The organism is Amycolatopsis pittospori, from assembly GCF_013870525.1.
Taxonomy (GTDB): domain Bacteria; phylum Actinomycetota; class Actinomycetes; order Mycobacteriales; family Pseudonocardiaceae; genus Amycolatopsis; species Amycolatopsis pittospori.
This window is the reverse complement of record NZ_JACBXD010000044.1, coordinates 1-12,965: the sequence shown is the minus strand read 5'-3', so window position 1 is coordinate 12,965 and position 12,965 is coordinate 1. Positions and strand designations below refer to the sequence as shown.

Sequence of the window (12,965 nt, the reverse complement as noted above, 5' to 3'; positions counted from 1 at the left end):
CTCAGCTCTCCTGGGTGAGCACGGCGTAGGCCTGGGCGTCGAGCAGGGCGGGCACGTCGCCGGACAGACGCACCTTCAGGAGCCATCCTTCGGCGTACGGGTCCGAGTTGATCAGTTCGGGGGTGTCCGTTGTGGCCTCGTTCACCTCGACGACCTCGCCGTCGACGGGCGCGTACAGCTCGCTGACCGACTTGGTCGACTCGACCTCGCCGAACACCTCGCCCGCGGTGACGGTGTCGCCGACCGAGGGAAGCTGGACGAACACGATGTCACCGAGCGACTCGGCGGCGAAGGCGGTGATGCCCACGGTGGCGACGCCGTCGACGACGTTCAGCCACTCGTGTTCCTTCGTGTACTTCAGGTCCTGGGGGATGCTCATGGGTGCGAAAGGGCCTTTCAGGCGCGGGAGTAGAAGGGCAGGGCGACGACCTCGACGGGCTCGATACGGCCCCGGATGTCGACGGAAAGCTCGGTGCCGGGCTCGGAGTGCTCCCGGTCCACATAGGCCATGGCGATCGGGTAGCCCAGGGTCGGCGACAGGGCGCCGCTGGTGACCTCGCCGATCTCGGTCTCGCCGGCCAGGACGGTGTAGCCGTGACGCGGTGCGCGGCGGCCGGAGCCCTTGAGGCCGACGCGAACCCGGGGAACGTCCTTCTTGGACAGCTCCTCCAGCGCGGCCTTGCCGACGAAATCGCCCGGCTTCTCGAACTTGACGACGCGGCCGAGACCGGCCTCGAACGGGCTCAGCTGGAGGCTGAGTTCGTTGCCGTACAACGGCATTCCGGCTTCGAGACGCAGCGTGTCGCGGCAGGCGAGACCCGCCGGGAGCAGGCCGTGCGGCTCGCCGGCCTCGGTGAGGATGCGCCAGACGGCGGGAGCCTCACCGGCCGGTACGTACAGCTCGAAGCCGTCCTCGCCGGTGTAACCGGTGCGGGCGAGCAGGACGTCGTGACCCTTCACGACGGCCGGGACACTCGCGTAGTACTTGAGCGCGCCGAGGTCGGCGTCGGTGACCGCGCCGAGGATCTCGACGGCCTTCGGGCCCTGGACGGCCAGCAGCGCGACGTCCTCGGACTTGTTGTCGACGACAGCGTCGAATCCGGCGACCCGCTCGGCCAGCGCCGCGGCGACCACGTCGGCGTTACCCGCGTTGGCGACGACCAGGAACTTCTCGTCCTCGAGGCGGTAGACGACCAGGTCGTCGAGCACGCCGCCGTCGGCGTCGCAGATCATCGTGTAGCGCGCCCGGCCCGGCTTGACGCCGGACAGGTTGCCCACCAGCGCGAAGTCGAGGGTCTCGGCGGCCTGGGGGCCGGTCACCTCGATCTCGGCCATATGGGAGAGGTCGAACAGCCCGGCCGTCTCACGGACCGCCTTGTGCTCCGCCAGTTCGCTGGAATAGCGCACCGGCATCGACCAGCCGGCGAAATCGGTGAACAGCGCACCCAGTCCTTTGTGGACTCCGTGCAGGGACGTCTCTTTCGACATCAAGTGCCTCAGTTCTCGTAGGCGTTGAGCGGCGGGCAGGAGCAGACGAGGTTACGGTCCCCGCGCGCGCCGTCGATGCGACGCACCGGGGGCCAGTACTTGGCCTTGCGGTTCACCCCGGCGGGGTACACCGCGAGTTCGCGGTCGTACGGCAGATCCCAGTCGCCGACCAGCGTCTCGGCGGTGTGCGGGGCGTTGCGGAGCGGGCTGTTGTCCGCGGTCCAGCGGCCCTGCGCGACAGCGTCGATCTCGCCGCGGATGGCGATCATCGCCTCGATGAAGCGGTCGATCTCGCCGAGGTCCTCGGATTCGGTCGGCTCGACCATCAGCGTGCCGGCGACCGGGAACGACATGGTCGGGGCGTGGAAGCCGTAGTCGATCAGGCGCTTCGCGACGTCGTCCACGCTGACGCCGGTCTCCTTGGTGAGCCCGCGCAGGTCGAGGATGCACTCGTGCGCGACCAGGCCGTCCTGTCCGGTGTAGAGCACCGGGTAGTGCTGGTTGAGGCGTTTGGCCACGTAGTTCGCGGCGAGCACGGCGACCTGGGTCGCGGCGGTGAGCCCGCCCGCGCCCATCATCCGGACGTACGCCCACGAGATCGGCAGGATCGACGCCGAGCCGAACGGGGCGGCGCTGATCGGGCCGACACCGGTTTCGGGACCGGCCTTCTCCAGCAGCGGGTGGTTCGGCAGATACGGCGCGAGGTGCGCGCGCACCGCGACCGGGCCGACGCCGGGACCGCCGCCACCGTGCGGGATGCAGAAGGTCTTGTGCAGGTTCAGGTGCGAGACGTCGCCGCCGAACTCACCCGGCTTCGCCAGGCCCAGCAGGGCGTTGAGGTTCGCGCCGTCGACGTAGACCTGGCCGCCAGCGTCGTGGACGATCTTGGCCAGTTCGTCGATGCCGTTCTCGTACACGCCGTGCGTCGACGGGTAGGTGACCATGATCGCGGACAGCGTGTCGCGGTTGGCCTCGACCTTGGCACGCAGGTCGTCGAGGTCGACGTTGCCCTCGTCGGTGCACTTGACCACGACGACGCGCATCCCGGCCATCACCGCGGAAGCGGCGTTCGTCCCGTGCGCGGACGACGGGATCAGGCAGACCTCGCGCTCGGCCTGGCCGTTCGCGTGGTGGTACGCGCGGATCGCGAGCAGACCGGCGAGCTCGCCCTGACTACCCGCGTTCGGCTGCAGCGACACCTTGTCGTAGCCGGTGACCTCGGCCAGCCAGGTCGAAAGCTGCTCGACCAGGACGTGGTAGCCCTCGGCCTGGTCGGCGGGGGCGAACGGGTGGATACCCGCGAACTCGCGCCAGCTGATCGGCTCCATCTCGGTGGTGGCGTTGAGCTTCATCGTGCAGGAGCCGAGCGGGATCATGCCGCGGTCGAGCGCGTAGTCCAGGTCGGACAGGCTGCGCAGGTAGCGCAGCATCGCGGTCTCGGAGCGGTGCGAGTGGAAGACCTCGTGGGTGAGGTACTCGCTTTCGCGGTGCAGGCCGGCGGGCAGCGCCTGGGCTTCGGCAGCCGCGGTGTCGATACCGAAGGCGTTGAGGACCTTGGCGATGATCGCGGGCGTGGTGACCTCGTCGACGGCGATGCGGACGTGGTCGGCGTCGACCGGGCCGAGGTTGATCCCGCTCTCCCGCGCGACCGCGACGACGGCTTCGGCCTGGCCGGGCATGCGGGCGAGGACGGTGTCGAAGAAGCCTTCGTGGACGACCTCGACGCCACCGGTGCGGAGGGCGTCGGCGAGGCCGGCGGCGAGCTCGTGGACGCGGGTCGCGATGCGCTTGAGGCCGTCCGGACCGTGGTAGACCGCGTACATCGCGGCGAGCACGGCGGGAAGCACCTGCGCGGTACAGATGTTGGACGTCGCCTTCTCACGGCGGATGTGCTGCTCACGGGTCTGCAGCGCGAGCCGGTACGCGGGGTTGCCGTCGGCGTCGACCGAGACACCGACGAGACGGCCCGGCAGCGAACGCTCGAGCCCGGCGCGGACGGCCATGTACCCGGCGTGCGGGCCGCCGTAGCCGAGCGGGACGCCGAAGCGCTGGGTGGAACCGGCGGCGATGTCCGCGCCGAACTCGCCCGGCGCGGTGACCAGCGTGAGGGCGAGCAGGTCGGCGGCGACCGTGTACAGCGCGCCGGCGGCCTTCGCGGTCTCGGAGATGGCGGAGTAGAAGCCCGCGCCGCGCAGCACGCCGGAAGCGCCCGGGTACTGGACGACGACGCCGAAGAACTCCTCCGGCAGGCCGGTGAGCAGGTCACGGACCTCGACCTCGATGCCCATCGCCTCGGCGCGCGTGCGCACGACGGCGATCGTCTGCGGCAGGCATTCGGCGTCGAGGACGACCTTGTCGGACTTCGACTTCGACACGCGGCGCATCAGCATGACGGCTTCGGCGACCGCGGTGGACTCGTCGAGCAGCGAGGCGTTCGCGGTGGCGAGACCGGCCAGCTCCGAGACCATGGTCTGGAAGTTGAGGAGGGCTTCGAGGCGGCCCTGCGAGATCTCCGGCTGGTAGGGCGTGTACGCCGTGTACCAGGCCGGGTTCTCCAGCACGTTGCGGCGGATGACCGCCGGGGTGACCGTGTCGTGGAAGCCGAGACCGATCATCTGCGTCATCGGCTTGTTGAGGGCGGCGAGCGCGCGGAGCTCGGCGATGGCGTCCTCTTCGGACGCGGCGGGGGGAAGTTCGAGATCGCGGGTGACGCGGATCGCGGACGGGACGGCGGCCTGCACCAGGGCGTCGAGGCTGCCGTAGCCGACCTCGGCGAGCATCTTGGCCTGCTCGGACTCCGAGGGGCCGATGTGCCGGTCGTCGAAGGACGTACTGGTCAAGGGAGCTCCTTGGGTCAGGCGCCGGATAGACCGGTGCGCTGGGAACTCCCCCTCTGTCATGGCACCTGAGAGTTTCACCGCCCGTGAAGGGGACGGCTTTCACCTTGGGTGAGGCGCACTTGCGCGCCTGCTTTCCAGAGTGGCCTCGCGGAAGCGGTAGTGGGTACCTGAGAGATTCCGGGGAGTTTGCTCCTTCGGTGCCCCACCACGTTCGTGGGGGCTCTCCCGCTCCAGCTCAACGGCCCTGTCTGCAGTTGTGCGCACACCGTACCTGGCGTGTTCGGCGCGCGTCTACTTCTGGCCGAGCACGTCACTTGTCCCGTTCGGCCGGACACCCGTCGTGCCCGGCCGGCCGGGTCGAGGCTAGGCGTTCTCCATCATCATCTCGGCGGTGATGGTGCCGCAGAGCTCGGCGCAGCGCATCATCATGTCCGCGGCCCCGGCGAGGTCGGCGTCACCGGTCCTGGCGCATTCCTCGGCGCACATGCGCATCATCTGCGAGGCCAGGCCGCACATCTTCGCGCACATGCGCATCATCTCGAGGTCGGCGACCATGGCCGAACAGCGCATCATCATGTCGCCGCACATGCGGGACATGTCCGCGCAGGTGACCATCATCATCCCGAGCTTGGCGCCGCCCATCTCCATGCAGCGCGACATCATCTCCTCGCACATGACGTGGCACTCGTTGCACAGGTCGATGCAGTCGCGCATGGCGGTGCTCATCTGCCGGGTCATCCTGGGGCCTCCGCGCTTCTCGGATCGCGGAACCGTCCGGCCCCGCGTCTCAGAACTACAGCGCAGGTCAGCGCGCCGCCATCCCGGCCACCGGGACGAGTGACGGACCGGTGCGCTCCCCCACGTCTCGCGGTGCGCGAGTGGCGGTCTCGCGTGACTGGATGGACGACACACGTGATTAGACGGACGGCACACGTGTCCAGCGGGACGACTCGCCACCGAGCCCGGGATCACGCGTGCCGTCCGTCGGATCACGCGTGCCGTCCGTCGGATCACGCGTGCCGTCCGGTCCGGTCCGGATAGTCGGTCACAGGGGGGTGACGTAGGCGCCCGAGATCCCGCCGTCCACCAGGAACTGCGAAGCGGTGATGAACGAGGCGTCGTCGCTGGCCAGGAAGGCGACCGCGCCCGCGATCTCCTCCGGCTCCGCGAACCGCCCGACCGGCACGTGCACCAGCCGCCGCGCGGCCCGCTCGGGGTCCTTCGCGAACAGTTCCTTCAGCAGCGGCGTGTTCACCGGTCCCGGACAGAGCGCGTTGACCCGGATGTTCTCGCGCGCGAACTGCACGCCCAGTTCGCGGCTCATCGCCAGTACCCCGCCCTTCGACGCGGTGTAGGAGATCTGCGACGTCGCCGCGCCCATCACCGCGACGAACGAAGCGGTGTTGATGATCGAGCCCTTGCCCTGCCGCCGCATATGCGGCAGCACCGCCTTGCAGCACAGGTACACCGAGGTCAGGTTGACCTTCTGCACCTTCTCCCACGCGTCGATGCCGGTGGTCAGGATCGAGTCGTCCTCGGGCGGGGAGATGCCGGCGTTGTTGAACGCGACGTCGACCGAGCCGAAAGTGTCCACTGTGGTCTGGAACAGGGCCTCGACCTGGTCGGCGTCGGTGACGTCGGCCTGGACGAACAAGCCGCCGACCTCGTCCGCGGCGGCCTTGCCCGCCTCGGCCGAGATGTCGCCGATGACGACCTTCGCGCCTTCGCTCGCCAGCCTGCGGGCGGTGGCAAGACCGATGCCGCTGCTGCCGCCGGTGATGACCGCGACGCGGCCCTCGAAACGCTGAACCATTCCTAATTCCTCCGTGCTGATGGTCCTGATACGAAAAGAACGCTCACTCTGTGCTGATGAAGACGTTCTTGGTCTCGGTGAAGGCGTCGACGGCGTCCGGGCCGAGTTCGCGGCCGAGTCCGGACTGCTTGAACCCGCCGAACGGCGTCCAGTACCGGACGGACGAATGCGAGTTGACCGAAAGGTTCCCGGACTCGACGCCGCGCGCGACGCGGAAGGCGCGGCCGACGTCGCGGGTCCAGATCGAGCCGGACAGGCCGTACTCGGTGTGGTTGGCCATGGTCACCGCGTCCGCCTCCTCGGCGAACGGGACGACGGCCACGACCGGGCCGAAGATCTCGTCGGCGGCCAGCGGATGCCCCAGGTCGGGCGGGGTGACGACGGTCGGCGGGAACCAGTAGCCCGGTCCGGCGGGTGCGCTCCCCCGGAACGCCACCGGCGCGCTGTCGTCCACATAGGACGACACCTTCGCGTGATGCCCGGCCGAGATCAGCGGCCCCATCTCGGTCACCTCCAGGCGAGGATCCCCGACGACGACGCCGTGCACGGCGGGCTCCAGCAACTCCATGAACCGGTCGTACACGCTCGCCTGTACCAGGATCAGCGACCGCGCGCAGCAGTCCTGCCCGGCGTTGTCGAATACGCCGTAGGGCGCGGTGGCCGCGGCCTTCTCCAGGTCGGCGTCGGCGAAGACGATGTTCGCGTTCTTGCCGCCGAGTTCCAGCGTCACCCGTTTCACCTGCGCGGCGCAGCCCGCCATGATCTGCTTGCCGACCTCGGTGGAACCGGTGAACACCACCTTCCGCACCGCGGGGTTGTCCACGAAGCGCTGCCCCACCACGGATCCCTTGCCGGGGAGCACCTGGAAGACGTGCTCGGGGATCCCGGCCTGGCGGGCGAGTTCGCCGAGGCGGATCGCGGTCAGCGGGGTGAGTTCGGCGGGTTTGAGCACGACGGTGTTCCCGGCGGCGAGCGCGGGTGCGAAGCCCCAGCCCGCGATCGGCATCGGGAAGTTCCACGGCACGATCACCCCGACCACGCCGAGCGGTTCCTGGAACGTCATGTTGACGCCGCCGGGCACCGGGATCTGCTTGCCGCTCAACCGTTCCGGCGACGCCGAGTAGTACGTCAGCACGTCGCGGACGTTGCCCGCCTCCCAGCGCGCGTTGCCGATCGTGTGCCCGGAGTTCGTGACCTCCAGCTGGGCGAGATTCTCGATATCGGCATCGACGGCGTCGGCGAACCGGCGCAACAGCCGTGCCCGGTCGCTCGGGGAGACCGCTCGCCAGGCCGGGTACGCCGCCTGAGCGCGCGCGATCGCCGCGTCGGTCTCCTCGGCCGAGGTCGGCGCGACCGAACTCACCACCTCTTCGGTGGCGGGATTGATCACCTCGAACACCGCCGACGTGTTCCCTCCCGCGGAGGCGGCGTCGTACTCGGTCATCCATTCTCCTTAGCCGCTGCTACGAGTGCCTCGAAAAGCCTGATGTCGCCGGGATTCTGTTCGGGATGCCATTGGACTCCGAGCACGAAGCCGTCTCCCGGCAGTTCGGCCGCCTCGATCGTTCCGTCGGCGGCCCAGCCGACCGGGACCAGCCCGTCACCGAGCCTGTCGATGGCCTGGTGGTGGTAGCAGGGCACCTTGGTCTCGGTGCCGAGGATCGACGCGGCGCGGCTGCCCTCGGCAAGAGTCACCGTAGTGGTGCCGAAGGTCGCCGGCGCGGGCTGGTGATCCGCACTGTCCAAAGTGTCCGGCAGATGCTGGGCGAGCGTCCCGCCGAGCGCGACACTGAGCACCTGCAGACCCCGGCACACGCCCAGAACCGGCTTGCGCGCGTCCAATGCGGACTTCAGCAGACCGAACTCGAAGGCGTCCCGATTCGGCCTGGTGTAGGTGGTCGCGTGCTGTTCCTGGCCGTAGCGGGCCGGGTCGATGTCCGCGCCGCCGACCAGCACGAGACCGTCCACAGCGGACACCAGCCGATCGTGCGCCTCGCTCACCGGCGGCAGCAGGACCGGGACCCCGCCCGCCGCCACGATGCCGTCGACGTAGACGCGGTGCAGCAACGCGGCTTCGGTCTCCCACACCAGGAACTTCGCGGGCTCCAAGTAGGACGTGAGCCCGATCAGAGGTTCAGAGACGTTCGAACCCACGGATCCTCTCCCAGTCGGTGACGGCGGCGTCGTACGCGGTCAGCTCCACCTTGGCCGCGTTCAGGTAGTGGTCGACGACCTCGTCCCCGAACGCCGACCTGGCGAGTTCGCTCCCGTCGAGCAGCGCCGCGGCCTCGCGCAGGGTCGTCGGCACGGTCGGCTTGTCGGAGCCGTAGGCGTTGCCCTGGAACTCCGGCTCCAGCTTGAGTTCGTTCTCGATGCCGTGCAACCCGGAGGCGATCAGCGCGGCGACCGCGAGGTACGGGTTCACGTCGCCGCCTGGCACGCGGTTCTCCGTGCGCAGGGAGTCCCCGTGCCCGACGACGCGGAGCGCGCAAGTGCGGTTGTCCGTGCCCCACGCGACCGCGGTGGGCGCGAAACTGCCGGGCACGAAGCGTTTGTAGGAGTTGATGTTCGGCGCCAGGAAGTAGGTGAGTTCTCGCAATCCGGCGAGCTGCCCGGCGAGGAAGTGTTCCATCATCGGCGAGAACCCGCCGGGGCCGTCGCCGGCGAGCACGGCTTCGCCCTCGGTGGAGCGCAGGCTGATGTGGATATGGCAGGAGTTGCCCTCGCGTTCGTTGTACTTCGCCATGAACGTGAGGCTCTTGCCCTCCTGCGCGGCGATCTCCTTGGAGCCGGTCTTGTAGATGCTGTGGTTGTCGCAGGTGGTCAGCGCGTCGGCGTAGCGGAAGGCGATCTCGTGCTGACCGGGATTGCACTCGCCCTTGGCGGATTCGACGTACAGCCCGGCGCCGCCCATGTCGTTGCGGATCCGGCGCAGCAGCGGCTCGATCCGCGAGGTGCCGAGCATGGAGTAGTCGACGTTGTACTGGTTGGCCGGGCGGAGACCCTGGTAGCGCTTGTCCCAGGCCGACTCGAAGGTGTCGTCGAAGACGATGAACTCCAGTTCGGTGCCGACGTAGGCGCCGAGGCCGAGCGCGGCCAGCCGGTCGAGTTGCCCGCGCAGGATCTGGCGGGGCGACGGGGCCACCGCTCCGCCCTGCACCCGTTCGAGGTCGGCGAGGACGAGCGCGGTGCCCTCCTGCCACGGGAGCAGGCGCAGCGTTTCGAAGTCCGGGCGCATGACGAAGTCGCCGTAGCCGGTCTCCCAGGACGACATCTCGTAGCCGTCGACGGTGTTCATGTCGACGTCGACCGCGAGCAGGTAGTTGCACGCTTCGGTGGCGTGCGAGACGACCTCGTTGAGGAAGTACTCGGCGGCGCAGCGTTTGCCCTGCAGCCTGCCCTGCATGTCCGTGATCGCCACCAGGACCGTGTCGACGGTCCCGTCCGCGACCAGTTCCCGGAGCCGATCCAGTGTGAGCATGCCGCGCCTGTTCGCCATCAGCCTCACCTAAAGGTTCGAAGCGGTCCCTTTGCGGCTTCTTCCTACCGGGTCGACCGGACCCGGTCAACTCGACCAATGGTCTAGTTCGTTATCCATTGCGGACTGTAGTTGATCCCTGGGCGGATTGTCTGCGATGCCCGGCTGAGAAGATGCTGTGAATCCCGCCGGACCGGGAGGAGATCCGTACCTCCGGAACGTTGTACGGATCAAGAGAGGTGAGAAGGAATGACACAGGCATTCACGCAGCAGTCCACGTTCACCGAGCCCCAGGGACGGGCTCAGCTCCCGACGCTGCCCAGCGGATGGCCCATCGGCTCCTACGAGTCGTACTCCGAGGCGCAGCGTGCGGTCGACCACCTCGCGGGGACGGACTTCCCGATCACCGACGTGACCATCGTCGGTGTCGAACCGATCCTGGTCGAGCGGATCGCCGGACGGATGGGCTGGAGCAAGGTACTGACCAGCTCGGCGCTCTCCGGCGCGATGTTCGGTATGTTCCTCGGCCTCGTGCTGAGCCTGCTGAACCCGGGCGCCGGACTGGTGCCGATCCTCGTCGGCCTCGTCGGGGGTATCGGGTTCAACCTGCTGTTCGGGGCGCTGGGGTACGCCGCTTCGAAGAACAAGCGCGGGTTCATCTCGCAAAGCCAGCTGGTCGCCCGGCGCTACGACGTCCTGGCCCAGCCGCGCAACGCCGAGAAGGGCCGCGCCCTGCTGGCCGACCTGGCCGCCAGGAGCGCGTTCCTCCACTGAGCCGGAAAGCGTTTCGTCCTCTGAATGCGGTAGTCGTCAGTACGAACTACCGCATTCAGAGGACGAAGTGCGAAGAGAGGGCCGGGGTCAGGGGGTGGGGGCGCTCATGTCGAACCAGTTGAAGTTCTCGATCATCTGCCGCGTGGTGCCGATGTACTGCGGCCCGGTGAGTTCCCACCGCACGACCGACCGGTAGGTGCCCGGCTTCAGGCTCTCGTCGACGCCGGTGTCGGGGTCGTCGGTGACCGGGCGGTACTCCCAGATCGTCTTCTTCTCCAGCGTGACGTCCAGCAGCTGGTACTCCGACTGCGTGCCCAGGTAACCGGGCTCCTTGTGGTCCCCGGCACGGCCCGGGTCGGACAGCTTCAGCTGGACGGTGTTGCCGTTGAACGATCCCTTCGCCGCGACGACGGTGACGATGTGGCCGCCGCTGCGCTGCAGGCTCCCCGCCGTCGGCCCGGCCTTGTACCGGCCGTACGCGATCTGCAGCGGTCCCTCGTTCAGTTTCTTCGCCAGTTCCCCGGAGAAGTCGGTCGTATTCGCGGTGCTCATGTTCCCGACCGACGTCGACCAGCCCGCGTCGCGCGCCGGTTTGGTCGCGATGGTCCACGCCGTCTGCAGGTTGCTCAGGCTCGTCCCGCCGTCGTACTTCGAGTCGACGCCGATGCGCCCGATCGAGTTGGTGATGACGTTGTAGTCGGCCGGATCCTTCGGGTCGAGCTGGCCGACTCTGGTGGTCACCCACCCGACCGGCGCCTTCCGTACATGGCCCCAGTAGTGCAGGACGTTATACAGCGAAGCCGGTCCGCAGTAGGCGTTGCCGTCGTTCTCCAGTCCGGCGCGGAACTGGTCGACGTCGCTGACCCCGCACTGCTTGACGTCGAAGTCGGCACCGGAGATGTCGGTCGCCTTGACGCAGGGCGCGGGGGTCCCGATCTTGTCCGCCGACGCGGTGCCCTGGAAAGTGGCGACACCGGTGAGGGTGGCTGCGGCGGCGAGGATCAGGCTGGTCTTGCGGATCATGGCTCCTACCTTCGGGTTCGTCCGGCTTGGTAGGTAAAGACTGATCTTCCGGACCCCCTGAACGCATGAGGGGTGATCCCTCAACTCTGCCGAGCCGCACCCTGGGGGTCCCTCACGAAAGGACGCGGGACAGCTCGCGCCGTCCGGTGATGCCGAGTTTCGTGTAGATCCGGCCGAGGTGGTTTTCGACCGTCTTCGGGGTGACGAACAGTTCCTGCGCGATCTCGCGGTTGGCCCGTCCGGACGCCGCCAGGTCCGCGACCCGGCGTTCGCTCGCGGTCAACGAGGCCGGGCCGCCGACGATCATCCGCCGGGGCCGGTCGCCCAGTGCTTCCAGTGCCTCGACGGCGCGGGTGCGCAGTACGACGGATCCGCATTCGGTGGCCAGTTCGATCCCGCGGTTGAGCGGGGTGCGGGCGTCCGTGCGCCGCCGCGCGACCCGCATCGCCTCCCCGAGATCGATGAGCGAACGGGCCAGGTGCAGCCTCGCCGGAGACCTCTCCAGGACCCCGACGGACTCGGTCAGCAGATCCAGCCGCCGGTCGCCGTCGGCGTGCGCGAGCAGCCTCAGCGCGGCGCCGATCTCCGTGGCCGTCCCCCATTTCCGCGCGATGATGACCTGTTCGTTGGCCAGCTCCAGCGCGTGGTCGGACTCGCCGAGCAGCATCGCGGCGCGGACGGCGGGGACCCGCCACGGGATGGTCGGCGGATCGACCCCGGCCGCGACCATCTCGTCACGCTGCAGGAACGCCTGCGTCCTGGCGAGAACGGGATTCCCGACGGCGAGCGCGATCAGCGCGCGGGGCTCGTGCAGCCACATCGTCGGCATCATGCTCGGCCCGTCGCCGTGGTCGGCGTCGAAACGCGCCAGCACCTCGGCGGCGGCTTCGAGGTCGCCCCGCTCCAGAGCGGCGTACGCGAGGAAATGGGTCGACGTCGCCCGAAGCGCGACCACCTGAGGCAGCGGCTCCTCGGCCCCGATCGCGGCGAGCGCGCCCTCGGCTTCGGCCTCCATGACGCTCACGTTGCCCAGCCGCCAGTTCAGGAACAGCGCGGCGTTGGCGACCATCGCGAACTCGACGGGCGACCCGTGCGCCCGCACCCGCTGCCGCGCCCGTTCGATCTCGCGGCGTGCCTCGTCGATGCCGTCGGCCGAGATCAGCGCGAGCATCGCCACCACCCAGCCGACCATCACGTCGATGCTTCCGGTGGCGTCTTCGAAGTACGCGCCGTGCGAAAGCGCGCGGCAGGCTGTCGCGGCGACTTCGTCCGCGGGCCGGACCTCGTATCGGCCCATCTGCGCGAGCAAGCCCAGCAGGGTGCGCTCGTCGGGCGTGACGCCGCTCAAGCCCGCGTACGCGCTCAGGTGATCGGACGCCACCCGCCGGTGGTGCGGCAGGAACGAACGGATCACCGCGAGCCGCGCTTCGAGATGCATCCGGCCGGGATCCTTCGGACCACCGGGGCGAGCGGCGATGGCCTCGCGGAGTTCGGCGACAGCGGCTTCGGGACCCTCGACGACGGCGGTGGCCGACGCGGCGGCCGCGAC

The 12,965-nt window shown here is 68.9% G+C and carries 11 protein-coding genes and 1 riboswitch; of the genes, 1 reads left to right on the top strand and 10 read right to left on the bottom strand.

Annotation, left to right across the window (positions count from 1 at the left end):
• Window position 1: 1 nt before the first annotated feature.
• From gcvH to H5J31_RS23550, 8 genes are all read right to left on the bottom strand, one after another.
• On the bottom strand, window positions 2–379 hold the full coding sequence (gene gcvH / locus H5J31_RS23585) for a glycine cleavage system protein GcvH (RefSeq protein WP_101609772.1): 378 nt from the start codon (window positions 377–379) through the stop codon (window positions 2–4).
• A 17-nt stretch (window positions 380–396) separates the two neighbouring features.
• Window positions 397–1,488, bottom strand: coding sequence for a glycine cleavage system aminomethyltransferase GcvT (gcvT, locus tag H5J31_RS23580; protein WP_181774813.1), 1,092 nt, complete (start codon window positions 1,486–1,488; stop codon window positions 397–399).
• Between the two features lie 8 nt (window positions 1,489–1,496).
• Window positions 1,497–4,328 (bottom strand): aminomethyl-transferring glycine dehydrogenase, encoded by a 2,832-nt coding sequence (gene gcvP / locus H5J31_RS23575; RefSeq protein WP_181774812.1) that lies wholly within the window; start codon window positions 4,326–4,328, stop codon window positions 1,497–1,499.
• A gap of 43 nt (window positions 4,329–4,371) precedes the next feature.
• Window positions 4,372–4,476, bottom strand: a riboswitch (glycine riboswitch).
• 215 nt (window positions 4,477–4,691) lie between these two features.
• Window positions 4,692–5,054, bottom strand: a complete 363-nt coding sequence (locus H5J31_RS23570; protein WP_236005347.1) for a hypothetical protein — start codon at window positions 5,052–5,054, stop codon at window positions 4,692–4,694.
• A 319-nt stretch (window positions 5,055–5,373) separates the two neighbouring features.
• Window positions 5,374–6,141 carry a 3-oxoacyl-ACP reductase gene (locus tag H5J31_RS23565; RefSeq protein WP_093932918.1) on the bottom strand — a complete coding sequence of 256 codons (768 nt, stop codon included), beginning with the start codon at window positions 6,139–6,141 and terminating at the stop codon, window positions 5,374–5,376.
• Between the two features lie 43 nt (window positions 6,142–6,184).
• Entirely contained in the window at window positions 6,185–7,585 is a 1,401-nt protein-coding gene (locus H5J31_RS23560) for an aldehyde dehydrogenase family protein (RefSeq protein WP_181774810.1), read from the bottom strand.
• Window positions 7,582–8,295 carry a gamma-glutamyl-gamma-aminobutyrate hydrolase family protein gene (locus H5J31_RS23555; RefSeq protein WP_181774809.1) on the bottom strand — a complete coding sequence of 238 codons (714 nt, stop codon included), beginning with the start codon at window positions 8,293–8,295 and terminating at the stop codon, window positions 7,582–7,584. The genes H5J31_RS23560 and H5J31_RS23555 overlap by 4 nt, the downstream gene beginning before the upstream one ends.
• Window positions 8,276–9,640 (bottom strand): glutamine synthetase family protein, encoded by a 1,365-nt coding sequence (locus H5J31_RS23550; protein ID WP_181774808.1) that lies wholly within the window; start codon window positions 9,638–9,640, stop codon window positions 8,276–8,278. The genes H5J31_RS23555 and H5J31_RS23550 overlap by 20 nt, the downstream gene beginning before the upstream one ends.
• 228 nt (window positions 9,641–9,868) lie before the next feature.
• Between H5J31_RS23550 and H5J31_RS23545 the strand changes: the two genes are divergently transcribed.
• On the top strand, window positions 9,869–10,393 hold the full coding sequence (locus tag H5J31_RS23545; RefSeq protein WP_181774807.1) for a general stress protein: 525 nt from the start codon (window positions 9,869–9,871) through the stop codon (window positions 10,391–10,393).
• Window positions 10,394–10,480: 87 nt separating this feature from the next.
• Here H5J31_RS23545 and H5J31_RS23540 read toward each other — a convergent pair whose 3' ends face one another.
• Window positions 10,481–11,416 carry a hypothetical protein gene (locus H5J31_RS23540; protein WP_181774806.1) on the bottom strand — a complete coding sequence of 312 codons (936 nt, stop codon included), beginning with the start codon at window positions 11,414–11,416 and terminating at the stop codon, window positions 10,481–10,483.
• A 112-nt stretch (window positions 11,417–11,528) separates the two neighbouring features.
• Window positions 11,529–12,965, bottom strand: a 1,437-nt coding sequence (locus tag H5J31_RS23535; protein ID WP_236005346.1) for a helix-turn-helix transcriptional regulator, incomplete at its 5' end; no start/stop codon positions are given.